The 24,491-nt window shown below is 62.4% G+C and carries 13 protein-coding genes and 1 tRNA gene; 8 read left to right on the forward strand and 6 right to left on the reverse strand.

Annotated elements, in window-relative coordinates:
* Positions 1–170: 170 nt before the first annotated feature.
* Together ACYU7Q_RS09720 and ACYU7Q_RS09725 are read right to left on the reverse strand one after the other, a co-directional pair.
* Positions 171–485 (reverse strand): hypothetical protein, encoded by a 315-nt coding sequence (locus ACYU7Q_RS09720; protein ID WP_460609258.1) that lies wholly within the window; start codon positions 483–485, stop codon positions 171–173.
* 725 nt (positions 486–1,210) lie between these two features.
* A complete protein-coding gene (locus ACYU7Q_RS09725) occupies positions 1,211–9,115 on the reverse strand; it encodes a T9SS type A sorting domain-containing protein (RefSeq protein WP_460609259.1) in 7,905 nt (2,634 codons plus the stop codon).
* Positions 9,116–10,123: 1,008 nt separating this feature from the next.
* Between ACYU7Q_RS09725 and ACYU7Q_RS09730 the strand changes: the two genes are divergently transcribed.
* Together ACYU7Q_RS09730 and ACYU7Q_RS09735 are read left to right on the forward strand one after the other, a co-directional pair.
* On the forward strand, positions 10,124–10,756 hold the full coding sequence (locus ACYU7Q_RS09730; protein WP_460609260.1) for a response regulator transcription factor: 633 nt from the start codon (positions 10,124–10,126) through the stop codon (positions 10,754–10,756).
* A gap of 49 nt (positions 10,757–10,805) precedes the next feature.
* Entirely contained in the window at positions 10,806–11,483 is a 678-nt protein-coding gene (locus ACYU7Q_RS09735) for an NUMOD4 domain-containing protein (protein ID WP_460609261.1), read from the forward strand.
* Positions 11,484–11,604: 121 nt separating this feature from the next.
* Here ACYU7Q_RS09735 and ACYU7Q_RS09740 read toward each other — a convergent pair.
* A tRNA-Val gene (locus ACYU7Q_RS09740) sits at positions 11,605–11,679 on the reverse strand.
* Between the two features lie 187 nt (positions 11,680–11,866).
* Between ACYU7Q_RS09740 and ACYU7Q_RS09745 the strand changes: the two genes are divergently transcribed.
* The 6 genes from ACYU7Q_RS09745 to ACYU7Q_RS09770 all read left to right on the forward strand — a co-directional run bounded on the left by ACYU7Q_RS09745 (position 11,867) and on the right by ACYU7Q_RS09770 (position 20,958).
* On the forward strand, positions 11,867–12,562 hold the full coding sequence (locus ACYU7Q_RS09745) for a porin family protein (RefSeq protein ID WP_460609262.1): 696 nt from the start codon (positions 11,867–11,869) through the stop codon (positions 12,560–12,562).
* A 75-nt stretch (positions 12,563–12,637) separates the two neighbouring features.
* A complete protein-coding gene (locus tag ACYU7Q_RS09750; protein ID WP_460609263.1) occupies positions 12,638–13,153 on the forward strand; it encodes a DUF6992 family protein in 516 nt (171 codons plus the stop codon).
* Positions 13,154–13,364: 211 nt separating this feature from the next.
* Positions 13,365–14,528, forward strand: coding sequence for an alpha/beta hydrolase family protein (locus ACYU7Q_RS09755; RefSeq protein ID WP_460609264.1), 1,164 nt, complete (start codon positions 13,365–13,367; stop codon positions 14,526–14,528).
* A 231-nt stretch (positions 14,529–14,759) separates the two neighbouring features.
* A complete protein-coding gene (locus ACYU7Q_RS09760) occupies positions 14,760–15,959 on the forward strand; it encodes an efflux RND transporter periplasmic adaptor subunit (protein ID WP_460609265.1) in 1,200 nt (399 codons plus the stop codon).
* A gap of 85 nt (positions 15,960–16,044) precedes the next feature.
* Positions 16,045–19,332 carry an efflux RND transporter permease subunit gene (locus ACYU7Q_RS09765; protein WP_460609266.1) on the forward strand — a complete coding sequence of 1,096 codons (3,288 nt, stop codon included), beginning with the start codon at positions 16,045–16,047 and terminating at the stop codon, positions 19,330–19,332.
* A 48-nt stretch (positions 19,333–19,380) separates the two neighbouring features.
* Positions 19,381–20,958 (forward strand): outer membrane factor lipoprotein domain-containing protein, encoded by a 1,578-nt coding sequence (locus ACYU7Q_RS09770; RefSeq protein ID WP_460609267.1) that lies wholly within the window; start codon positions 19,381–19,383, stop codon positions 20,956–20,958.
* 170 nt (positions 20,959–21,128) lie between these two features.
* On the opposite strand, the gene ACYU7Q_RS09775 is transcribed toward ACYU7Q_RS09770, so the two are convergent.
* From ACYU7Q_RS09775 to ACYU7Q_RS09785, 3 genes are all read right to left on the reverse strand, one after another.
* Positions 21,129–21,707 carry a type 1 glutamine amidotransferase domain-containing protein gene (locus tag ACYU7Q_RS09775; RefSeq protein ID WP_460609268.1) on the reverse strand — a complete coding sequence of 193 codons (579 nt, stop codon included), beginning with the start codon at positions 21,705–21,707 and terminating at the stop codon, positions 21,129–21,131.
* Positions 21,708–21,799: 92 nt separating this feature from the next.
* On the reverse strand, positions 21,800–23,665 hold the full coding sequence (locus tag ACYU7Q_RS09780) for a sensor histidine kinase (RefSeq protein ID WP_460609269.1): 1,866 nt from the start codon (positions 23,663–23,665) through the stop codon (positions 21,800–21,802).
* An 82-nt stretch (positions 23,666–23,747) separates the two neighbouring features.
* Positions 23,748–24,200 (reverse strand): BLUF domain-containing protein, encoded by a 453-nt coding sequence (locus tag ACYU7Q_RS09785; RefSeq protein WP_460609270.1) that lies wholly within the window; start codon positions 24,198–24,200, stop codon positions 23,748–23,750.
* Positions 24,201–24,491: the final 291 nt, after the last annotated feature.

Raw genomic sequence — 24,491 nt, forward strand, 5'->3', positions numbered from 1 at the left:
CCCGCAACAGCTTCGTCATATTCATAGCGCGACATAGCAGCGGAAGTGGCATTCGGCTTGGTTCAAAAGCAAGTCGTTGCCATGGCCCGCCTCCGAGGTGGAAACGGGCTCTTCATCACCCTTGCGGGTGGTATCGCGGGCGCTGCATGCTGTGGTAGGCTCGGGCGGGGCTACGCGGACACCGTGGGTTGAAGCACTTGAACAACCCGTGGCAACTGCTGCCGCTGGCGCCGTTCGTCCTGTGCACGCAACTGCTCGGCTTCCTGGCTCATGCGCAGGGCTATCATCTGCTCGGTGAAAAGCTGGGCCTCCTGGGGAGTTTGAAAGCGCCGGGGGGCCATTCGGTAGCTGCTGCCGGTATACTTGCGCTCCTTTAGCGGGCGCCACACCGACCAGGGCAGGAACCACACGCGGTGGCATTCTTCTACTTCGTAGGGCAACACATTGGTGAGCGGGCGGGTCTGGGTAATGCGGAACTGGTTCATAGCGTTAGGTCGGGAGCAGGCCCTTGGTTAGCAATGGAAAGAGGAAAATGCTGGCGGTTTCGTGAGAGCTACCACCGGATGGTAGCGGCCGGACAATAGCCGAGCTACTTATATCCGGCTTACTGTTGGCATTTATATAAATAAGCCTATTTACTTCTGCCGCAGGCCACGTCGGCGGCAAGCAATAATACTGGTCATTTGTGGCCTGCAGTCAGGCTCACTATTAGGACTGCGGGCAGCCATCGGCCCGGTTTGAAAAAAACTAAAACCGCCGGCCGGGCTAGCGCAACATATCAAAACGGGTTGTTTTTAGCTTTTTCAGGGAATTAATTATCAAGCTGACATTAGGTTAAAAACTGCCAACAATTGCACTAGCAGGCTCAATGAGTTAGGGCAGCAAGCGGTGAAAGCAGAAAAACAAAACTATTGCGCCTGCATCCCCATTTATAGAAAAAGTCCTACCTTAAATGCGGTAGTAGGCTCCTCCGCTGCCGGTTTAATTTAGCCGTGACGACAATGCTCCAGCGCACTCCGCTTCTTTCATCAGGCCCTGCCCTCCTTTATGCAAAAAGAGCAGCAGAACCGAAGCCCCTGCTAATGCACGAGGCCTCGGTTCTGCTGCTCTTAATCAACAAGTTGCTATCGGTGCTTACTCTTGGCGCTGTGCTGTACGGACAACGTTGGGCTGGCACGAATAAGGCAGGAGGCAGCCCGAATCGCCGGCATTACTGCTTTAGCAAGTGGCACACCAGTTTCAGGCTGCCCCGGCGAATGATAACCTGGTACGCGCCGGCGGGCAAGCCGCTCAGCGGCAGCTCGTGCGCCTGCCCGCCGGCCAGGGTATAGGCTTGCACCACCCGGCCGGCCATATCGACTAAGGCTACATCGTACGTAGCGGCGGGAAAGCTGCTCAGATTGAGCGTGGTATAGGCATAAGCCGGGTTCGGGAAAAGGCTGGGCGCTTCCGGGGCAAATACCACCGCCCACACGGGGCTGTAGGTGGCTTTGCCCGAAAGGTCGAGCTGCTGCAGGCGGTAGTACACCGTGCCGGGGTGCTGCCGGCCCACGCCTGCCTCCGTGTAAGTGTATTGCCGGGGCTGGGTGGTAGTGCCCGCGCCAGTCACAAAATCCAGCGGCACGAAGCTGCTCCCATCAAACGAGCGTTCCACCCCAAAGCCCTTGTTGTTCAGTTCCTGGGCCGTGGTCCAGCTCAGCTGAGCATCGGCCCCTACCGCCGTGGCTACAAAGCCCGTGAGCTCCACCGGCAACGGATAATCACCGATGCGCAGCGGTACGGATTGGGTGGTCACGCCGCCGTTGGCGTCGATGGTAGTGATGGTGACCGGGTAGTTGCCGCTCACCAGCAGCGTGCGGTCGAGCACACGCACTTGGCCGGTGATGGGGTCCAGCTCCAGGCCGGCGGGCAGGGTGATGCCGCCAGTCACGGTGGCGGTGCGCACGCCGTTATCGGTCACGACAGCGGCGGCATTATAAACGCCGCTGTTGTCGTCGAATACATTGGCGATGACGTCGCCGTTCTGGTACTGATTGGTGCCGCCCTTGAGGGGCGTGCTGGTGTAGCGGGCGGCATTGTCCTGGGCCACGGCAATGGTGTAGAGGGCCGGTGCAGAGGTAGCGCCTTGGTTATCAGTAGCCGAGTAGGCAAAAAACGCATTACCAACGAAGGCGGCAGCGGGGTCGAAGGTGAGACCAGCCGCATCGCTGTTGCTAATTACTTGGCCAACGGTAATCGGGGTTCCATTGAGCGCCAGCACCCCGGCCGCCACGGCCGGCAGCGCCGTGATGGTGAAGGAGGCCACAATGCCATCGGCGTCAAGGCCTTTGATGGCCGTGAGCACAAGCGGCCCGGCGGTGTTGCCCTCTGGCGCCTGCAGAATGTTGGTCACGGTGTTGGCCAACGGCACCTGGTTAGTCAGGGTCGTAGTCAGCGAGGAGCTATTGTTAGCGGTGGTGCCGGCAGGCTCCGCAGTGCCGCTGCTCACGGTGCCTACCACGGTCGAAGCGGTGGTGGGAAATACAAAAGAAATGGTATTGATGACTTCGCCCGCCTTGCCCACGGCCTGCCTGGCAATGGTGGGGAACGTGACAACGCCGGACGCCGCATCGTAGCTGCCGCCGCCCGATACCGCGACGCCGCTCAGGCCGGTGGGCAGCTGCACGGTTTGGGCCACGGCATTAGCTGGGGAGGGGCCTTGGTTCAGCGTTACCACCGTGTAGGTAGTTAGGGCACCGGGCAGCATGGTGGCCGGGCCGCTCACGGAGGTGGCAATGTCAGCCACCGGCACAATCGTCACGCTCACCACCTGGCTGTTGTTGGCCGGCGTGGGGTCCGACACATTGCCGGCCACGCTGGCCGTGGCCACCAGCGGGTCGTTGCCGGGGTTGCTCACCGTGATGGTGTAGGTGAGCGTGGTATTGGCCGGCTGGGCCGAGGCTAAGGGGAATGTCACGGCCCCGCTGGCGGCATCGTAGGTGCCGCCGCCCGACACGAGCACGCCACTCAGGCCACCGGGCAGGCTCACCTGCGCCTGCATGTCGGCTGCGGTGCCGCTGGCGTTGGCATTGGTAGCCGTCACGGTCAGCACGATGGGCTGGCCGGCCTGCTGCGACGTGCGGTCGGCCACAATGGTGGTCTGGAAGTCCGTTTGAGCCGTGGAGATGGGCGACACCAGCAGGTAGGTAGTAACCGCGTTATTGGTCAGGTTAGTATCGTTGGTCGTACCCGGAACATCAACTGCGGCCGACGCGCCAACTAACGGATTCGACGGCGAAATCACGGTGATGGTGTTCGTTACCACGCCCGTCACGCCGGCGGCCTGGTTGGTAATGGTTGGGAAGGTGACAATGCCCGTGCTGCTATCATAAATGCCGCCGCCGCTGGCCACCACATTGAGGCCGGTGGCAATGCGCACGCTGGTGTTGACAACCGCCGCCGGGGCTGGTCCGTTGTTCGTTGTTGAAACCGTGAAGACCACCGGGTTGCCCACCACATTAAGGGACGGCCCGGAAATGGCCACCGATACATCCGAATTCCACTTAACCAGGGTCGCCACCTGCGACGAGTTGTTGGCAACAACTCCATCGGGGGTGCTGCTGGATACGGCGGCCTGGCTCACCACCACGCGCGGGTTGTTGGCATCGGTCGATTTAAAAGCGGGGGCTACGTAGCTGTACGAGTAAGTACGCACCTCGCCCACGGCCAGCTGCGCCACGGCGGGCCAGGTAATGAGGCCCGTGGCAGGCGCATACACGCCCCCGCCCGTCGTGGTCACCTCGGCCGGCACCAGGCCGGCCGGAATGCTCACCGTTTGCACCACGTTGGTGGCAGCGGCGGCGCCGTTGTTGCGGGTGCTTACCGTGAACACCGTAACCTCGGTAGCCGAAGCCACAGCGGGCCCGATGATGGTCGTCGCCACGTCGGCGGTGCTGATGATGTCGACGTTGCGTATGGCCTGGTTATCGCCCGGTACCGGGTCGGCGGTGGTGGCTGTCACGCTGGCTATGGCTACCAAAGGGCCGGCGGCCGGGGCCGTCAGCGTCACGGTGTTGGTGACGCTGCTGCCGCTGGCCAAGCTGGCCAGGGACGGAAACGTTACGATGCCCGTGGCCGAATTGTACGTGCCGCCACCCGAAATGCTGCCGCCAGGAATGCTCAGGCCAGTGGGCAGCGAAAGCTGCTGCCCCACATTCTGGGCGGGGCTGGGGCCGTTGTTGCCCGTAACCACGGTGAACGTGACAGAGGCACCGGGGGCCACGCTCTTGCTCGAAAGGTCGAGGGTATTATACACGTTGGCCCGAGGGTCGGAGGTGGCAACAGCGGCGGCCCCGGTCGCAGCCGTCGCCGAGTTGTTGGCCGTCGCGCCACCTTCGGCGGTGGAGGTGCTGATGCCCGCCGTGGCCGTGAAGCTGCTGGCCGGCATGAGAAAGCTGACGGTATTATTGATGCTACTCCCACTGGCCAGTACGGCTACGGGTGGGAAAGAGGCTATGCCAGTGGTCGTATCATAAGTGCCCTGGTTGGAGAGAAATACCCCGTTAGCTGCCAGGCCCGTGGGCAGCTGCACGGTTTGTACCACGCCGGCCGCCGGCGATGGCCCATTATTGGTAGCAATCAGGCTGTATGTTACCAGATTGCCAACGAGCGACGAAGCCGGGCCGCTGATGGCCGTGGCCACGTCGGCAAGGGGCGTAACGGCAATGGAAGCAGTCGCCTCGTTATTATTGAAAATGCCCGACGACACCGCGCCAACGCCGGAGGTGATGCTGGCGCTGCTGCTGACCGGGCCAATGGCCGGGGCCAGAAAAGTGACGGTGGAGGGTGCCGAGCTGCCGTTGGGCAAAGTGGCAAGCATGGGGTAAGTCACGAGGCCCGTGATAGCATCGTACGTGCCACCGCCAGTCACCGACACGATGCTGAGCCCCGGCGTGAGCTGAGCCGAACGGGTAACATTGACGGCATCGCCGGGGCCAAAATTGCGGAAGTTAAACGTAAACGACGCCTGCTGGCCCGGTCCCACCGTAGCGGCCGAAACCGTGATGCCGTCGGTTGCCGCATCAGCCGCCGCATTGTTGGCAATGGCGAAGGAGAACGTATCGGGAGCCGTAGGGGCACCGGTCCCTCCTACCCCATCTTCCGGCGAGGTGGTGGTGATGCGGGAAACAATGGCCGTGCTGCCGCTCGTGTTCGACGCGGTGTAGGCAACGCGAAACACACTGACATCCCGGCTGTTCCACGTAGCCAGGCTGCCGAAATCGATGACCAGGGTGTTGCTGTCGAAAGTAGCGCCCTGCGCCGTGAGGGCGCTCAGCTGAGCCGCAGTCAGCGACGAGCCCGGCGGCAGGGTCACGGTACGCGTCACGTTGAGCGCGGCGGCCGGGCCGTTGTTGGCGAACAGCACGCCGTAGGTGGCCGAAGCCCGTCCGGTAGTAGATGTTCCCAGGCCGAAGATGACCCCAACCACATCGGCAAAACCGGTGATGGTAGTGGTGGCCGAGCTGGTGTTGTTGCTCGTCACCGGCTCGCCCGATGCGGTGGTGATGCTGGCCGTGGCCACCACGGTGGCCGTGCCGGGCGCGGTGTACGAGATATTGAACTGGCTGCTGGCACCGGCGCTCAGCGGCGACACCCCTGGGTAGGTAATGGTCACATCGCCGGTCGTGGCATTGGCACTGATGCTGGTGCTGCCGGGGGCCACCACGTTGGTCACCACCCCGCCGCTGGCGTTGCTGCCCGAGGACAGGGTGACGATGCGCGTCACGCTGCTGGCTGCCACGCCGCCATTGTTGGCGAAAATGGCCGCCACGCTCACGGTCTGGGCGGCCGTGGCCTGGGCTGGGGCCGTCATCACGGCCGTCACATCCACACTGCAGGCAATGCCCGCCGTGCTGCCCGCAATGCTGCTGCTGATTTGGCTGTTGCCAATACCGGCAACGCCGGCACTCGCACCGTAGGCCGAGCCGTCGGTAGTGGTGCCGTTGGCCCCGCCCGCCACGCTTAGGCTGGCGGGCGCGGCGTTGGTTAGCACAATGCCGCCGCCGCCGCCACCGCCGGGGCCGTGCGCCGTTGAGGCGCTGTTGCTGCCGCCGTTGCCGCCGTTAGCGGTCAGGTTGAGCCGGCTCAGCGTAGCAGTGTTGTTCACCGTCACGAGTATGGAGCCGCCGGCACCGCCGCCGCCGCTGCCGTCCTGCACTACCGTGCTGGCAGCTGTAGCACCGTCGGCCAGAATGGAGCCAAAGCCGCCCACCGAACCCGCGCGCACCAGCACGATGCCGCCGCCCGCGGCCCCGCTGCTGGCGTAACCGGGCGTGGGGCCGCCGCCGGTGCCGTCGTTGCTCACGCCCGCGCCGCCGCCGCCGCCCATAATCAGGCGGCTGCTGCTGGGCGGATTGAAGGCGCCACCGGTTTCGCCGCCCACGGCCGCGTTGCTGCTGGCCGCGTTGCCGCCCCGGCCGCCGCGTGAGCCATTGCCGCCGCCACCGCCGCCGGAGTTCTGGGTGTTGCCAGAGCCGGCCGGGGTGGGGCTGCCATCGGTGCCGCCGCCGCCGGCGTTGCCGGGCGCGCCCCGGCCGGCGCTGCCGTTGGGGTAGCCATCGGTGCCTGTATCAAGCAGGCTGGTGCCGGTATTCACGTAGCGCGGCGTGCCGGCGGTGCCTTCGCCCTTCATGGCATGAGCCCCGACTGTTGTGCCGGCCGAGGCGGGGGCCACGGCGCGGTAGTCGGTGCCGCTCAGGCCGGTGGCACCGGTCAGCATCTGCCCCGCGCCGCCCCGGAAGCCCTTGCCCGTGGCGTCTATTTTGGCCCCACTGGCGAAGGTGAGTTGGCCCGTCACGTCCAGGGCCAGCACACCGCCCGTGCTGCCGTCCCAGGCGCGGGGAGTCAGCGTGCCGCTCACGGTCACGTTCTGGTATTGCGGAATGCGCACCACCTGGAAGCGCCGCTGCCCCACCGCCGAAGTAGCGTTGGCATTGTCGTAGCCGTTTTTCAGGCCCGTGGTTACCGTGACGGTACCGCCGCCCACGGGCACCGGGCCGGCCGCCACTACATATTCATATCGACCGGCCGTAAAATTACTGTTGGCCAATGTATTGGAGGCAAAGCCCCCCGCCACGCCGTCGCCGTACGAATCGGTATTGGTCGCGTCAATTTCCGCGCCTTGCATTTGCATCACCAGCAGCAGGTCGCCGGCTACAATGGGCGTGAGGACGCTGCCCGTGGCCGCGCCTACCATGAAAGCGGTAGCGCCCGGGGCCACCGTCTGGTTGGTAGCCGGGTAGTAGGTATTGGGGTTGGTGGTGAGGGTAGGCGAGCCGTCGTAGCCGGGGGTGGCGCAGGCGCTGGCCACGCCGGCCGGCCCAATGGGGGCTACTGCTACCGTGAGCATGGCCGCTGCCGCCGTGCCGTTGTTGTTGGCGGGCGTGGGGTCGGCGGTGCTGCTGGTGCTGGCCCCCGTCACGGTAAACGACGCCGGAGCGGCCTGTACTGTTAAGGTTACCGTGTTGAAGCTCGACGCGCCGCTGGCCAGCGAGGCAATGGAATTAAACGTCACGATGCCCGTGGTCGGGTCGTAGCTGCCGTTGGTAACTGCCACGGTGCTGAAAGGCGGCTTGTGCGGCAGCGTGATGGTCGGCACCACGTTGGTGGCGGCGGCAGGACCATTGTTGGCAGTCGTCACGCTGATGGTTTTCGACTGTCCTTCTACGCCCGCGGTCGAACCGTTCACGGTCGTTACCAGGTCGGCCCCGGCGGTCACGGGCACGAAGTAAGTAGCCGTATTCGAGCTGGTGTTGGTGTCGTCGGTGGCCTTGTAGGTGAAGCTGGCGCTGCCGGCAAACGTGCCGTTCGGCACGAAGGAAAGCTGGTAGCCCGGCGCACCGGCGGTGGCCGAGGTGGGCACCGCAATAACCTGGTTCAGCGTGGCGGCCGTGCCATTCACATACAGCGTACCCTGGGCAGGCGTGGGCAGCGACAGGATAGTGAACGAGGTGATGGTGGTGTTGCCGGCGGTCGCGTCCGGGTCGCTGGCGTTGAAGGAAAGCAGATTGGTCTGGCTGACGGTACTGCTCAGGATGGCCGGCGCGTTGGTCACGTTGCTGGCCACCGGGGTCCGGTTCTGGGCCGTGGTAATGGCCGAGGTGTTGTTGGCAGTCACCGGGTCGTTGGCCGTGGACGTAAAGCTCGCCGTCGCCGTCACGGCTACCGTAACGGGCATGGTGTAGCCAATCGGCTGGGCTACCGAAGCCCCGCTGGCCAGGTTGCTGATAACCGGCAGGGTCAGCACGCCGGTCGTGGAGACGTAGGTGCCGCCCGTCACGTTGGTCAGGCCTGTGGGCAGCTGCACGGTGGGGCGCACGGTGGTTACCTGGTCGCCGCTCACGTTGCGCGTAGTGGCCGTGTAGGCCACGGTGCTGCCCGCCTGAGCCCGCGTCGGGCCGGTCAGGCTGGTTTGCACATCGGCCTGCGCGCACCAAGCAATGGAATTGATGCCGACGGTTTGCTGCCGCGAGACGTTTGCCGTGTAGGCGTAGTCGTTGGAATAGGTGAGCACCAGGCGCTGCACCGGGGTCGTGAAAGTCACCGTCACGTTGGCGGTAGCGTCGCCGGCCGCGGCCGCGGCCGTGCCGCGCACGGTATTGGTGCCTGCCCCGGCGAAGGCATTTTTGCTGCCCAGCGTGAAGTTGCTGGCGGCCAGGGTAGCCGGGCTGCCGCCGGTGGCCGTGGGGTAGCCATCCAGCTTCAGGTTGTCGCGGAAATACGCGCTGGCGTCGGCATCCAGGTCCTGCAGGCGCAGGGTCAGGTTATCAACGGGCCGCGTAAACGCCAGTGTAATAGATGCCTGATTGGGCAGGGGCACGTTTTGGTTGTCCTCCTGCCACACCAGCGACGTGCCGCTGAGGTTGGCTATCGTCTGCACGGCAAAGGTGCGCGTGGTGGGCGAAGTCGAGGTGTAGCCGCTGTAGGTAAAACTGGTGTTGCTGATTGTTTCGGTGCTGGTTTTGCGGCTGCCGGTGGCCGCGGTAGCGTAGTTCAGCAGGTTGCTTTGGTTGCACTGTGCCCACGCCGGGCCAGCACCCAAGGCCAGCCAGCCCAGCAGCAGGAGCAAGACGCGCAATGCCGAGGTGAAAACTGGACGCCAAACTCGCTCACTGCGAGTGGGCTGCAACGGGCGGCCGGCCGGATGTGGCCCGAAGCCACAGTCCGCACTCGCGTACGCCCCTGTTTGCAAGCCGGAGGAGGGTATTGCTTTTCCCATAATACTTAATATTGGTTATTTAGTAAAAAAGGCAATCATTTCCATTAAATACATCAATCTATTGACAACCAAGTAATTCGTAATCTAGCAGTTACAAGCGTTAGCGCTAGCAACATCTGCGAGCGGCGGCTGGCGACGAGCGGCACCGCCAGCACCATGCTGGCTGGTATGCCCTACCTGAATGAAAAACCCGGACTGAGGGCAACAAGCTGACAGGCAGGTCCGACTCCGAGCTGCGCCCTCTGCCCGGCCAGCATAGCCAGCGCACCCGCCGGCTTGCGTAGTTACTAACTGCTTTGCGGCGCAAGACAATGAAATAAGTGTGCTAATGACCAAGAAACCTGCAAGGGCAACCTCATACAGCATAATTTAAAATCCTTATAATCACAGGTTTATAAATCAAATAATAACAGCTCAACTCCCGTAGGCATCCAACAGAGACAAGGTCTAAATAATCAGCCTGTAAAATTCCGAATCAAAAACAGCATATCTTCCAAAAGTCCTACCCTATATGCGGGTGTTGGCCAACCTTTTACCGCGAAAAGGCCCATTAAGCGGCAGCAGTAGCCGAATTATTTTCAGCTTTTTTTACGCTGGATAAACAATAATTAGTCTATATTTGCTTGAATTACAAATTAATATACAAAAACAATTATTCTTATTTCAAAGACGAACTAGGATAATTCGGCTAATACCACCCGCAAATTGGGTAGTTCCGAAGCCAATTGCCATCTTGAAAACGTCTACTTTTGAATCATCATTTCAGGGTGATACTACGCGCAGGCCAGCGCACGGGCTTCAGAGTCAGCGGCTTCCTTTTCCCAGTACGTTGGCCTAGGTTGAAATCAGATTTTACACAAGCAATACATGGACTTAATTACGCTGGGTGTTGTGGAGGACGATGGGGTGCTGGTGAAGGTGCTGCGGGCGTACTTTGCCCAGCAGCCCGACATCCGCCTCGTGCTCGTGGCCGCCGGCGTGGAGGAGCTGCTGGCCGAGCTCGAACTCGGCCTGCTGCCCCGCGTGCTGCTGCTCGACATCGGCCTGCCCGGCCTCAGCGGCACGCAGGCCCTGCCCCTGCTCAAGGACAAGTACCCCGCCCTCGAAGTCATCATGTTCACCGCCCACGACCAGGTCGAGCACATCTACCAGGCCCTGTGCTGCGGGGCCACGGGCTACCTGACCAAGGGCACCCCCCTCGACCAGCTCGCCCCGGCCGTGCGCGAGGTCGCCCGCGGCGGGGCCCCGCTCAGCCGCGAGGTCAGCCGCAAGGTCCTCGGCCACTTCCGCCCCACCCCCGCCACCCACACGGCCCTGCTTACCCCCCGCGAGCAGCAGGTCCTGCAGGGCATCGTCGACGGCCTCAGCGACAAGGAAATCTCCACCCGCCTCGACCTCTCCACCCTCACCGTCCGAACTCACGTCAAGCACGTCTACCGAAAAATGCACGTCAATTCCCGTACGCAACTCCTCGCCCAGCACCTGAGAGGAGTTATTTAACGGCTGCAGCCTGACAGCCGCGCATCCTATCCGTATTTTCTAGCTTTTCATGTCTTTTGTAACTCCTACGCTGCGCGCCGGCGATGCCGTCGCCATACTTGCGCATGCTCGTGCAGGCTTGCCTGAACATGCGGTGGTAGTCGAGATGTTAGCCGATGGAACCGTCGAGCTGGACAATGGCCATACCCTGTTGGCGAATGTGCTCGTTCCGGTTGCCAATGGCGAGGTATGGCTGCCAGTAGCTGGGTTTGCCGACCGTTACCGGGTTTCCTCCCATGGCAAAGTGGTCAGTTTGCAATACAAGCGAACCGCCCGGGAGCGCCTGCTACGGCCCTCAGGGGCAACTCGTTACCCCTCCGTTACCTTGTGCTGTGAGGCTACAATAGCGCAAGTCGGCCTCAATCGCCTGGTTGCCCAGCACTTCTTGCCCGCCCCTGATGATGCCCGTCGGACCTTCGTGCTTCCCCGCGACGGCAATCACCTCAATTTGCGGGCCGACAACCTCCAGTGGGTTTATCCCTGCGAAGTAACAGACGAGGCTACTAGTACTTACTTATATCATTCCGGCGAGTTGCACCACAATAGCCGGCTGAGCACCGATGAAGTAGCACAAGTGCGTCACCTTGCAGCGCAGGGCACCACGCAAAAAGTAATTGCTCAGCGGTTCAATATAAGTCGCCCGGCCATTTCCTTAATAGTAAACGGGCACACCCGCCGCTATGCATAGTGAGGCAGTAGCGGGACTGAGGTAATAAATAGCCCAGCTTAGCCAGCTATACTATTATACCAGAAACCGGAGGCAAACCAATAAAAAGCCCTCATTGCGCTATGCAATGAGGGCTTTTGCGTGAGGCGTATTGGGCTCGAACCAACGACCTCCACCGTGTCAGGGTGGCGCTCTGAACCAACTGAGCTAACACCCCGGAACCGGCCCAGCCAGTGGGCCGCTGCGCCAAAGGTAACGCCGCATAGCAAATGCGGCGAAAGGAGGTCACTTTTTTCTTCAAATAGGGCCTTAAGGCAACCTTCTGGTCCCGGCAAAGTATAGGGGCAAACGGGAATAGTAATCTTCCCCGGCTTCTGGCCCATTACCCTCACTTCATTTCACCCATGAAAAAGACTCTCCTACTCTTGCTACTGGCTGTTACTTCAGCTTCTTCTGTGTTTGCCCAGGCGGCTCCCGGCGGTGCTACTTCCTCTAAGGACTACACCGGCGGCAAAACCACCGATTCCCGCAATACGGGCTTCGGCGTGAAGGTGGGCTACAACCTCAACAGCCTGCGGGGCGACGACGTGCAAGACAGCCAGAAAAAGGTAATCAGCCGTAACGCGCACAGTGACTTTCACGCCGGCGTCTACGGCCAGTTTGGCCTTAATGACTTTTCGTCGATTCAGGCGGAACTGCTTTATTCCCGCCAGGGCTTTGGCGGCAATTCGGGCCTGAGTAGTACGGACCAAACCTACCACATGGATTACTTGTCGCTGCCCGTCATGTATGTTGGCAATTTCACCGACAATCTGAGTTTCCATGTTGGCCCGCAGGCTTCGCTGCTCATCAACGCCAGCCGCGATGGCCAGTCGCTGGGCCTGGCCAGCAACGGTTTTCATACGTTTGACTATGGTGCAGTTGCGGGCCTGGAGGCGCGGGTAGGCCCAGCCCGGGTTGGGGCGCGCTACAACCTAAGCCTGGGCAAGCTGTTCCAGGACCCTACCGACTCAAACTCGCAGCTATTCACGAATTCGGCTAACCGCAACATCTATAATAGCCTGCTGCAGGTTTACGTAGGCATTGGCTTCACGCAATAAGCGGGGCCACTACCCACCCAAAAAGGAAGCTCCACGGCTTCCTTTTTTTGTTGCTTCACCCTTCCACTTCACCACGTGCCTTCCGTTTCTCCTGCCGCCATCGATATTGCCCGCCTTTTTATGGCCCGCGAGGTGCTGCTGGGGCGGGGCTTGGCGGTGCTGGCGGCCTGGGTACTGCTAAACCTGGTGGGCAGCGGCTACTACCTGGCGCGGACCGACCGGCGGCACGAGCCGTACTATTTCCACGGCATGAACGTGGGCTGGGGCCTGGTCAATGCCGGGCTGGCCGCGTGGGGCATTCTGCACCTGCACTTTGTGGCCCCGGCCGGCCTGGTGCCCGCCGAGCTGCTTCAAACCCAGCTCTTCAACGAAAACCTGTTTTTGCTCAATGCCGGGCTCGACGTGGCCTACATCATGACGGGCTACTATCTGCGGGCACGGGCATTGGTGCCAGGGCAGTCGCGGCCCGTGCGGCTGCTGGGTTTTGGCCGCTCGCTGTGGGTACAGGGCGGTTTTTTGTTGGTGTTTGATGCCACGATGTGGGTGCTGGTGCACCGGGTAGGGCGCGATTGGTATCAACTGCTGGGATGATTACCGCTTCACCCCAAATCGGGACTGGCGGCCCGTTTTGAGACAACCCGATTTTCATTCGCACAGCACTCAGGGCTTTAAGCCGACAGAAAGGGCTGGTTCGACGGAAAACCGCCTCCCTGAACATATGGCTAGTAGAGCTTTGCGTAGCTCGCTCACCACTGCCTCTGCTCCGGGTTAGTTGGGCAGACCCGGTTTTAGCTTCCTGATTATGCGCTTTTTCTGCTCCGCTCTCGTCTTTATTTGCCTGCGGCTGGTGTTGGTGTTCGGCGCACAGGCCAGCACCCGCGACCGGGTGGAGGCCGTGGTGGTGGCATCGCCCAACGGCGGCACACGCCTCAACGGCATTCTGCGGCTACCTAGTGGCCCCGGGCCTTTCCCGGCGGCGGTGCTGCTGCCCGAGCACGAAGCTGGCACTCTGGCCCCCAACGAAGCCGATAAGCAGCTGCTGAACAGCTTGGCCGACTACCTCGTGAGCCAGGGCATGGTGGTGCTGCGCCTGCAGGAGCGCGGCAACGGCGAAGGGACCGGCACGGTGGCCGACCGCTCGGCCGACGCCCTGGCGGCCCTCAACTACCTGCGCACCCGGCCCCAGGTCGATGTGACGCGGCTGGGCCTGATTGGCCACGGCGAGGGCGGCAACGTGGCCCTGCTGGCCAGCGCGCAATTGCTGGCGCCCACGTTCGTGGTGGCACTGGCGGCAGCCGGCCTGCCCGGCCGCGAGCTGCTGGCCGCCCAGCCCACGATGTATGGCAAGGTGCTCGGCCAGGACTCGACCGATGCGCAACGCCAGCGCAAATACCTGCTCGACCAAGTGGCCGCCGAGCAGGAAGCCGCCAAAATGCGCGCCCACGGCTCCAACAGCGCCCAGGTGCAAACCTACCTCGACCAGCAGCGCCTGCGCCAGAAAATGGCCATGCGCCGCGACGAGGAGAACCTGGTGAAGCACCAGCGCGCCATGCTCGAAATCGTGCGCCAGACACCCGACAATGCCCAGGCCCAGGCCATTCTCAGCAACATGCTGCGCCAGCGCTACCCTGGCATTGCCCCGCGGGATGTGCAGGCCAGTGTGCAAACCCTGACCACGCCCGCCTACCGCAACTACCTGGCTTTCGACCCCGTGGCCGCACTGCCCAAGGTGAAGTGCCCCGTGTTGCTGCTGCACGGCGACGACGATGCCGAAGTAAACGCCCCGGTCAACCTGGCGCTGCTCAAGAAAGGCCTGCGCAACAATGCCCGCGTGACCGAGATGCACGTTGCCGGCCTCAACCACGCCTTGCAGCTGAGCAAAGCCGAAGCCGCCGGCATGTCGCCCGCCCCCATTTCGCCCGATGCCCAGGCCAACATTTTTACCTGGATTATGAGCCAGAAATAGCCCTGGCCGTTTGCAGATTTCAAGCCCGGAAACGGAGTAGTGAGACCCGGCACTTTGTGTTGCCGGGCTTTTTGTTGTCGGCGGGCGGGGCGGGCTTGGTCAGCAAAGTTGGGGCGGTGGTCGGCGGGGCAACGGGCCAGGCCGATTAGAGGACCTAAAAACCACCTTTTTGCATCCTGATTTCGTATCGGTAAATGGCTCGCGCACAAATGCGAAGCCATACTGCTGCATATGAATACATTTTTGCCGGCCCGGGCGGCCCTGCTGCTGGTGCTGTTGAGCGCGGCGGCCTGCAATTCCAAGAAAAAAGACGACGCAGCCGGTGCCCCCGGTGGCAAAGGGGGCAAGGACGGCGGCCCCGCACCCATCAAGGACTACCCGGTGCTGGTGGTGAAGCCCGATACAGTGACGCTGTTCCAGGATTACCCCGCCACCATTCAGGGCCAGCAGAACGTGGAAATCCGGCCCAAGGTGGACGGGTTTGTGGAAGCCATTTACGTGGATGAAGGGGCGAGTGTGAAGAAGGGCCAGAAGCTCTTCCACATCAGCGCGCCCCAGTACGAGCAGGAAGTGCGCACGGCCCGCGCCGGCATTAAAACCGCGCAGGCCGACGTGGACGCCGCCCGCATGGGCGTCGAAAAAGTGCGGCCGCTGGTTGAGAAAGGCATCATCAGCAAGTACCAGCTCGAAGGAGCTCAGTACACCCTCGAATCGAAAGAAGCGGCCCTGGCGCAGGCGCAAGCCACATTGGCCAACGCCCTCACCAACCTGGGCTACACCACCATCACCAGCCCGGTGGATGGCGTGATGGGCACCATTCCCAACAAAATCGGCAGCCTGGTGAGCAGCACCTCGGCAGACCCGCTCACCACCATTTCCAGCACCGGCAACGTGTACGCCTACTTCTCGCTCAGCGAGAAGGCGCTGCTGGATTTTGCCCGCCGCCGGCCCGGCAACACCTTGCAGGAGAAACTCTCGAACGTGCCCGACGTGCGCCTCGTGCTCGCCGACGGCAGCCTCTACAACTACCCGGGACGCGTGAAAACCGCCATCGGCCAGATTAACACCGAAACCGGGGCCAGCAGCTTCCGCGCCACTTTCCCAAATCCGCAGGGCCTTCTGCGCAGCGGCAGCAGCGGCTCGGTGCGCACCCAGCGCCCAATGGACAACGTGCTCATCATCCCGCAAAGCGCCACCTACGAGTTGCAGGGCAAGCGCTTTGCCTACGTGGTGGGCCGCGACACGGCCGCGCACGCCGCCCCCATTACGGTGGTACCCACGCCGAATGGCGCTTCGTTTGTGGTGCAGCAGGGGTTGAAAGCGGGCCAGCAAGTGGTGCTCGAAGGCATCAACGGATTGAAGGAGGGCACGAAAATTCGGCCGAAGGTGGTGAAGGCGGTGCCGAAAAAGGAAGTAGTGGCGGGTGGGTAAACGGGTCCGCCTCGCTTTGCGTGACCGTCATGCTTCGCTGCGCTCTGCATGACGGTCGACTTGAGGACTTATTCAGAAAGTAGATATGCTAAAAGTATTCATTGAGCGCCCCGTGCTCTCCACCGTTATTTCGGTGATAATTGTGCTGCTGGGTGTGCTGGGACTGTTGCAGCTGCCCATTGCGCAGTACCCCGACATTTCGCCGCCCACCGTGCAGGTTTCGGCCAGCTACGCGGGCGCCAACGCCGACGTAGTGCTGAAAAGCGTGCTCGTACCGCTGGAGGAGCAGATAAACGGCGTGGAAGGCATGACCTACATGACCTCCTCGGCCACGAACGAAGGCTCGGGCAGCATCCAGGTGTATTTCAACGTAGGCACCGACCCCGACCAGGCGGCCGTGGACGTGCAGAACCGCGTGGCCAGCGCCACCAGCCTGCTGCCCCAGGAAGTGACCCTGGCCGGCGTGACGGTGCGCAAGCAGCAAAGTAGCAACCTCTTGATTTTCGCGCTCTACTCTGACAATCCGGCCTACGACCAGACTTTCCTCCAGAACTACGCCCAGATTAACATCGTCCCGCAAATCAAGCGGGTGAACGGCGTGGGCAACTCCAACGCCTTCGGCTCGCGCGACTACGCCATGCGCGTCTGGCTCAAGCCCGATGTAATGGCTATTTACGGCCTCACGCCGGCCGACATCTCGGCGGCACTGGCCGACCAAAACGTGGAGGCTGCCCCCGGCAAATTTGGCGAAAACTCCGCCCAGAGCTTCCAGTACGTCATCAAGTACACCGGCAAGCTGGTGTCGGTGGAGCAGTTCGAGAACATCATTCTCAAAAGCAATGGGTCGGGCCAACTGCTGCACCTTAAGGATGTGGCCCGGCTGGAGCTGGGCGCGCAGGCCTACAGCAGCAACAGCGCCACCTTTGGCAAGCCCTCGGTGGGCATTTCGGTGAACCAGACGCCGGGCTCCAACGCCCGCGACGTAATCGAGAAGTCGCTGGCCGTGCTGAAGGAGGCCGAGAAATCATTTCCGGCCGGCATTCACTACACCAACCTGGTCAACATCAACGACTTCCTGGATGCCTCGATTAACAAGGTAATTCACACACTGCTGGAGTGTTTCGCGCTGGTGTTCCTGGTGATTTTCATCTTTTTGCAGGATTTCCGGTCCACCATTATCCACGGCGTGTCGGTGCCGGTTTCCATTATCGGCACATTCTTCTTTCTGAAGGTTTTCGGGTACAGCATCAACCTGCTCACGCTCTTTGCGTTGGTGCTGGCCATTGGCATTGTGGTCGATGACGCCATTGTGGTGGTGGAGGCCGTGCACGCCAAGCTGGAAGGCGGCTACACTTCGCCTCGAAAGGCCGCCATCGATGCCATGAGCGAGATAACCGGGGCCATTCTCAGCATCACGCTGGTGATGGCGGCAGTGTTTCTGCCGGTTACGTTCATTTCGGGCTCGGTGGGGGTGTTCTACAAGCAGTTCGGCATTACGCTGGCCGTGGCCATTCTGATTTCGGCCGTAAATGCCCTGACCTTGTGCCCGGCGCTAGCGGCGCTCTTTCTAAAGCCGCCGCACCACGAGGGAGAGGCCACGGGAGGCGAGGAAACCCACGACGACCAACCCGCCAAAGCGCCTGCCGGGCCGCCGCAGAAAAAGACCTTCATGCAGCGGTTCAGCATTGCCTTTAATGCGGCCTACGATGCGCTGGTGGGCAAATACACCAAGGCCGTAACCTTCCTCTCGGCGCGCAAGTGGGTGTCGCTGATTGCGGTGGCGGGCTTCGGCGCGGGCCTGTATTTGCTGATGACCACCACGCCGAGCAGCTTCGTGCCGAGCGAGGACATGGGCACCATTTTCGTGAACGTGAGCTTGCCGCCGGCCTCCACGCTGGAGCGCACCACGGCCGTGAACATGGAAGTGGACAGCCTGATTCGGACCATTCCGGCGGTGAAGGGCACGCTGCGCATCACGGGCCAGAACTTCCTGGCCGGCCAGGGCAGCGCCTACGGAATGGTCATCGTGCGCCTCAAGCCCTGGGACGAGCGCAAGGACATGAACAACGAAGCCGTTATCAAGCAGATAACCAAGCTCACGGCCCACATCCGGGCCGGCGAAATCCGGAGCAACTCGCAGCCCACCATCACGGGCTTCGGACAAACGGGCGGCTTCACGTTCCAGCTCCAGGACCGGGGCGGGCACACCACCGCCGAGTTTTACCAAGTGGCCCAGGATTTCCTGGCCGAGCTCAGCAAGCGGCCCGAAATCCAGTACGCCACTACGGCCTTCAACCCCGGCTTTCCGCAGTACCAACTGGCCGTGAACGTGGCCAAGGTGAAGGCGGCTGGCCTCACCGAAAAGGACGTGCTAAACGCCATGCAGGTGTTTTACGGGGGCTCCTATGCCTCCAACTTCAACCAGTTTGGCAAGCAGTACCGGGTGATGGTGCAGGCCGACTCGGCCTACCGCGCCAACCCCGAGGGCCTGAGCAAAGTCTTCGTGCGCAACGCCGCCGGCACCATGGCGCCGCTCACCGAATTTGTGACCCTGACCCGCATTTACGGCCCCGAAAGCCTGTCGCGCTTCAACCTGTTCACCTCCATCTCGGTAAACGGCTCGCCCAAGGAAGGCGTCAGCTCGGGGCAGGCCCTGATTGCCATTCAGGAAGTGGCCCAGAAGCTGCCGGCCGGCTACGGCTACGAGTTTTCCGGCATCAGCCGCGAGGAGAAGAACAGCGGCAAGCAGTCGCTCTACATTTTTGGGCTGTCGTTGGTGTTTGTGTACCTGCTGCTTAGTGCGCAGTACGAGAGCTACATTTTGCCGTTTGCGGTGCTGTTTTCGATTCCCATTGGCTTGTGCGGCACGTACTTGTTTGCCAAGGTTTTCGGCATCGACAACAACATTTACCTGCAGATTTCGGTGATTATGCTCATCGGCCTGCTGGCCAAAAACGCCATTCTCATCATCGAATTCTCGCTGGCCCGCCGCCGCGACCACGGCCTGGAAATCATGGATGCCGCGCTGGAAGGGGCCAAAGCCCGCCTGCGCCCCATTCTGATGACGTCGTTTGCCTTTGTGTTTGGCCTGATGCCGCTGCTGTTTGCCAGCGGCGCGGGCGCCAATGGCAACAAAAGCATCGGGGCGGGCGCCATTGGCGGCATGTTGTTCGGCACGCTGGTGGGGGTGTTTTTCATTCCGGTGCTCTTCGTGGTTTTTGAAGGCTTGCAGGAAAGCATCAGCGGCCCGCCCAAAACCAAGGAGCAGCTCGAAAAAGAGGAAACCGAAGGCGGCCCGCCCGCCAAGGACGGCGAGCCGAAGCCGGAGAAAAGACCAGAGGACAAGCCGCAGCCCGAACCCGCCGTGGCGTAATGGATTTGCCATTCCTCCGGCCCGCGTATAAGCATTAACACCATTGCAATGACTGCCAGCAATTTCCTCAAGTATCTTTCTCCTGTGCTCGCGCTGGCGGCTGGCTGCCAGCTGCTGCACCCGTACAACCGGCCCGAAACCGCTACCACCGGCTTGTTCCGCGACGCGCCCACCACCGATACTACCTCGCTGGCCGCCCGCCCCTGGCAGCAGCTTTTCACCGACCCGCAGCTGCAAAAGCTCATCACCGAAGGCCTCGCCAACAACCGCAACCTGCAGGTGGCCATGGCCCGCATCGAGCAAAACCAGGCCCTGCTGGCCCAGAGCCGCGCGGCGTTTCTGCCCAGCCTCAGCGGCCGGGCCACTACTACCCTGTCGCGCATCGGCGGCGCCTTTGTGAGCACGGGTACCGGCGGTAGCACGACTACCACGGGCACGACCACCGGTACGACGACTGGCGGCACAACCACCGGCGGCACGACTACGGGCACCACTACCGGCGGTACCACAACGGGTACCACCACGGGCGGCACGACTACGGGAACGACGACCGGTACCACCACCGGCACGACCACCACCGACCAATCCTCGGTAGTAACCGGTGGCACGGCCCATCAGTACCTGCTGGGCCTGAGCAGCAGCTGGGAAGCCGATGTGTGGGGCAAGCTGCGCAGCACCAAACGCTCCTACGCCGCCGCCGTGCGCCAGAGCGAGGCCTACCGGCGCGTGGTGCAAACCCAACTCATCGCCGACATTGCCGACAACTACTACGCCCTGCTGGCGCTCGATGCCCAGCTTGACATCACCCAGCAAACGGTGCAACTCCGCATCAAGGATGTGGAAACCATGCGCCTGCTGCTGGAGGGCGACGTGGTGACCGGTGCCGCCGTGGTGCAGAGCGAGGCCCAGCGCTACGCCGCCGAAGTCACCATTCCGGACTTGCAGCGCAACATCTGCGAAACCGAAAACCTGCTGGCCACGCTGCTGGGCCGCACGCCCGGCCCCATCGACCGCGGCACGCTGGCCGGCCAAGATGCCGCCCCCGCCCTGCTCACCGGCGTGCCCGGCCAGCTGCTGCGCAACCGCCCCGATGTGCAGCAGGCCGAGTTTGCGTTTGAGTCAGGTTTCGAGCAAACCAACGCGGCGCGGGCGTACTTCTACCCCAGCTTCACCATCACGGCCAACGGCGGCCTGACCAGCACCACCCTCACCGATTTGTTCTCGCCCACGGCCGTGTTTGCCAGCATCGTGGGCGGGCTGGCGCAGCCCATTTTCAGCCAGGGCCTCAACCGGGCCCGCCTGCGCCGCGCGGAAGCATTGCAGAAAGAATACCTCTACAATTACCAGCAAACGATGTTCGTAGCCGGCCAGGAGGTCTCCAATGCCCTCTTCGCCTACCAAAGCGCGGCCGACAAGGCCCGCCTGCGGGCCCTGCAGCTGGAGGCCCTGCGCAAGTCGGTTGAGTATACGCAGGAGCTGTTGCGGGCCGGCTTTGCCAATTATACCGAAGTGCTTACGGCCAGGCAAAACCTGCTCCAGGCCCAACTAAGCGGGGTAAACGACCAGCTACAGCAGCGCCAGGCCGTGACGGACTTGTACCATGCGCTGGGCGGCGGCTGGCGGTAGCTGATATTAGTGTAATCTGGGCAAACGGCTAAAAGGAACCGTCATGCAGAGCGCAGCGAAGCATCTTTACTGCAATAGTAAATCTGAATTACTACTGCGGTAAAGATGCTTCGCTGCGCTCTGCATGACGGTCAATTGTGACGTTCAATCAACGCCACTCCAAACCCAGCTTAGTTCTGGCCGCCGTGCTGGGGCTCCAGCATCTCTTCCACAATCTTCTTATTGAAGGCGGGAATGTCCTCCGGCTTGCGGCTGGTGATGAGGCCGTGGTCGCACACCACTTCGGAATCTTCCCAATGCGCGCCGGCATTTTTGAGGTCGGTATGCAGGCTGGGCCAGCTGGTCATGCGCTTGCCGCGCACCACATCGGCTTCAATCAACGTCCAGGGGCCGTGGCAGATGGCGGCCACCACTTTGCCGGTGCCGGCAAATTCCTTCACGAAGGCCACCACGTCTTTGTTCGTACGGAGCACATCTGGGTTCATCTGGCCGCCGGGCAGCACCAGGGCGTCGTAATCGGCCGGCTTCGCGTCGGTGATGACTTTGTCGACGTCCACTTTATCGCCCCAGTCCTTGTTGGGGCCGTCCCAGCCCTTGATGGAGCCGCTTTTGAGGGAGATGACGTGGGTTTCGGCGCCCTCGCCTTCGAGGTATTTCTTGGGCTCGTCGAGCTCGACCTGCTCGAAGCCGTCGGTGGCAATAATGGCAATTTTCTTGCCCTTGAGTTTGTCGCTGCTGAAAATGCTCATGGCGTTTCGGGTAGTAAGGATAAGCGACCGGAAGAATGCCCGGCTACTGAAGCTTACGCCTGAAAAAGCCCCAGGTTTGACAAAATTCGGGCTTAGCCCTCGAACCAGTACACGGTGAAGGTGGTGCCTTCGCCCACGGTGCTGGTTACGTTGAGGTGGCCGCCGCGGCTGGCAATGATGCGCTGCACGAGGTACATGCCCACGCCGGCCCCGGCAATGTGCGGGTGCTGCCGCGCAAACGGCTGGAACACTGGGGCCCGGTGGCTGGGCAACTCCATGCCCAAGCCGTTGTCCTGCACCGTGAGGTAGGGCTGGCCGGTTTCGGTGACAGCGCTGCGCACCTGGATGTGCGGCGCGCGCGCGGGCTCAGCAAATTTGAGGGCGTTGCTGAACAGGTTGTGCAAAACGGAGCGCAGGTTGGCGCGGCCGTAGGTGAGCGTGGGCGCGGCCGAAAAGTCCAGGTCGATAACGGCCCCGGAGTCCTGCACCTGGGTGCGCAGGCCCAGCAGCACTTCGTCTGCGACGCTGCGCAACTCCAGCGTTTCGGGAGTGGCCGAAAGGCCGCGCTGGTCTTCCACGGTGGCGGCGAGCTCCTGCAGGGTAACATCGAGCTGGCCCAGGGCCTCGTCGAGCATGCTCACAATTTCGCCTTCCTCCGGGTCATCGAAAGAAGCGGTGCGGCGCAGCTCATCAAACAAGCCGCGCAGGTTGAGCAAAGGCTGCTTGAGGTCATGCGAGGCCGTGTACACGAAGGTGTCGAGGTCGCGGTTGGTGCGGGCCAGCTCATCATACTGGGTTTGCAGCACCTCGCGCAGGCGGTGCTGGTCGTCCACGTCGGTGCAGGCCCCGAACCAGCGCGGCCCGCGCTCGTCGGCCAGCTGCCGCGCCCGGATGATGTGCCAGCGGTAGCGCCCGTCGTGCCGCCGCATCCGGAACAGGCCCTCGTAGGGCTGGCCCGTGGCAATGCTCTGCACCCAGCGGCGCGCGGCCCCGGCCTGCTCGCTGGGGTCCAGCAGGTTTATCCAGCCGGTGGGGCCCAGCTCTTCCTTGGTCAGGCCCGAGTACTCGGCGGTGTATTCGTTGTAGTAATCGATAAAGCCCTCGGCCGTGGCCGTCCAGATGAGCTCGGGAATGCTGTCGGCCAGGAAGCGCAGTTCGGCCTCGCCGCGGCGCAGGGCTTCGGCCAGTTCGCGCTGGTCCTGGATTTCGGTGAGGGCGCCGTGCCAGAACACGGCCTGGTCGGGGCCGTGCAGCTCGGGCAGGGCGCGGCTCAGCAGCCAGCGGTATTGGCCGTCGTGCCGGCGCAGGCGGTACTCGAAGTTCCAGCCGATGCCGGCGGCCCGGGCCGAATCGGACTGGTAGAGCACGCGCAGGCGGTCGTCGGGGTGGATGAGCAGGGGCCAGATGGCGTTCAAATCGGCCGTAGGCGGCTGCCCGGTGAAGTAGTACCACTGCGGGCTCACGTACTCGTACTTGCCGGCGGCATCCACCGTGAAGGTGATTTGAGGCACCGTTTCGGTGAGCACCCGCAGGCGCGTGTCGAGGCGACGGGTTTCGATGGATAGGTGGTGGGCCTTCTGGCGGGCCTCCTCCTGCGCCGTTACGTCCACGGCAAACAGCAGCAGGCCGCTCACGGGTCCATCGCCTTCGCGCACCGGCTCCAGGGCAATGTCGAAGTAGCGCGGCGTAGGCTTTTGGTCGCCATTGGCGGGCAAGGGAATGCCATAGGCCTTGGCCACGTAGGGCCGGCCCGAGCGGAACACCTGCTGCATCACTTCCAGCAAATCGGCGGGAATGGTGCCGGGGTGCTCGGCTACGACCTGGCCTTCCTGCACGGCCCCGCCCAGCACCTGCTGCATGGCTTCGTTCACGAAGCCGAAACGCAACGCTTCGCCCTGTAGCGTGGCCACGCCCGCCGGCATGTGCCGCAGAATGTCTTGCAGTTGCTGCTCACGCATAGCCTATGGTACTAAAAAGGACACCGCAGGCTTCGCCAGCAGCTCCCGCGAAGGTACTGGCGGCGCGGCCAACGTGCACGGGCTATGCAAGCGCAAGCGTGGATTCCGACGGGGTGGCATCGGCACCGAAAACGGCCAGCTTCACCAAATCGACCAGCATGGCGTCGGCAATGGTGAGCGAGCTGGGGGGCGGCGGCAGGTGCTGGGGCAGCAAAAAGCCCTGCAGGGCTTCGAACCCCTTGGGCTCGATGGGATGGAACGCCATCGACCAGTCCTTGAAGCTGCGGGCGCTGATGGGCTTGTCGACCAGCTTCACCACGTTCGAGTGCCGGCCGTCGCGGGAGATGATATCAAACAACGGTTCCAGCACCTCTCTTTCACCTTCGATGAGCTGGGCAATATTGCCGTGGCTGTAGAACAGCACGCCCGTCACGTTGCGCGCGGCGTTGTCGCGCCGGCACTGGTCGAGCAGCGCCTGCAAGTCCTCGTCGGAAAGCGGGCGCACCGCCCGGCTCATGTAAACAATGTGTATCATCTCGCAAGCAACGTAAAAAGGAGTTCTGTCGGCTGAAACGGGGCGCATAAACAGGGTACGCTCGGCTTTTTACACGCCCCGCAAAGGCGTCAATGGAGCGGTCGGCAAGAGGCTACTGCCCTAGCAACGAGAGCGAAACAAACCCCAGCCAGTGCCCAGCCCGACGGCCGTGGTTGGGCTGCATTTCGGGGGAATCATCAGGCACGTGTCCGGCTGGCTTATGTCGCTGGTTTGGCGCGACCGGGCGGGGGCAGCCCCCGCCCCTACAACACCTCGCCTGGAGCAGGACAG

This window comes from Hymenobacter terrigena, from assembly GCF_054776515.1.

Bases quoted from the DNA above. Each gene is read 5' to 3' on its own strand.
- ACYU7Q_RS09785 (WP_460609270.1), bottom strand. From the start codon at position 24,200: ATGATACACATTGTTTACATGAGCCGGGCGGTGCGCCCGCTTTCCGAC.
- ACYU7Q_RS09770 (WP_460609267.1), top strand. From the start codon at position 19,381: ATGACTGCCAGCAATTTCCTCAAGTATCTTTCTCCTGTGCTCGCGCTG.
- ACYU7Q_RS09775 (WP_460609268.1), bottom strand. From the start codon at position 21,707: ATGAGCATTTTCAGCAGCGACAAACTCAAGGGCAAGAAAATTGCCATT.
- ACYU7Q_RS09745 (WP_460609262.1), top strand. From the start codon at position 11,867: ATGAAAAAGACTCTCCTACTCTTGCTACTGGCTGTTACTTCAGCTTCT.
- ACYU7Q_RS09760 (WP_460609265.1), top strand. From the start codon at position 14,760: ATGAATACATTTTTGCCGGCCCGGGCGGCCCTGCTGCTGGTGCTGTTG.
- ACYU7Q_RS09730 (WP_460609260.1), top strand. From the start codon at position 10,124: ATGGACTTAATTACGCTGGGTGTTGTGGAGGACGATGGGGTGCTGGTG.
- ACYU7Q_RS09720 (WP_460609258.1), bottom strand. From the start codon at position 485: ATGAACCAGTTCCGCATTACCCAGACCCGCCCGCTCACCAATGTGTTG.
- ACYU7Q_RS09780 (WP_460609269.1), bottom strand. From the start codon at position 23,665: ATGCGTGAGCAGCAACTGCAAGACATTCTGCGGCACATGCCGGCGGGC.
- ACYU7Q_RS09755 (WP_460609264.1), top strand. From the start codon at position 13,365: ATGCGCTTTTTCTGCTCCGCTCTCGTCTTTATTTGCCTGCGGCTGGTG.
- ACYU7Q_RS09765 (WP_460609266.1), top strand. From the start codon at position 16,045: ATGCTAAAAGTATTCATTGAGCGCCCCGTGCTCTCCACCGTTATTTCG.
- ACYU7Q_RS09735 (WP_460609261.1), top strand. From the start codon at position 10,806: ATGTCTTTTGTAACTCCTACGCTGCGCGCCGGCGATGCCGTCGCCATA.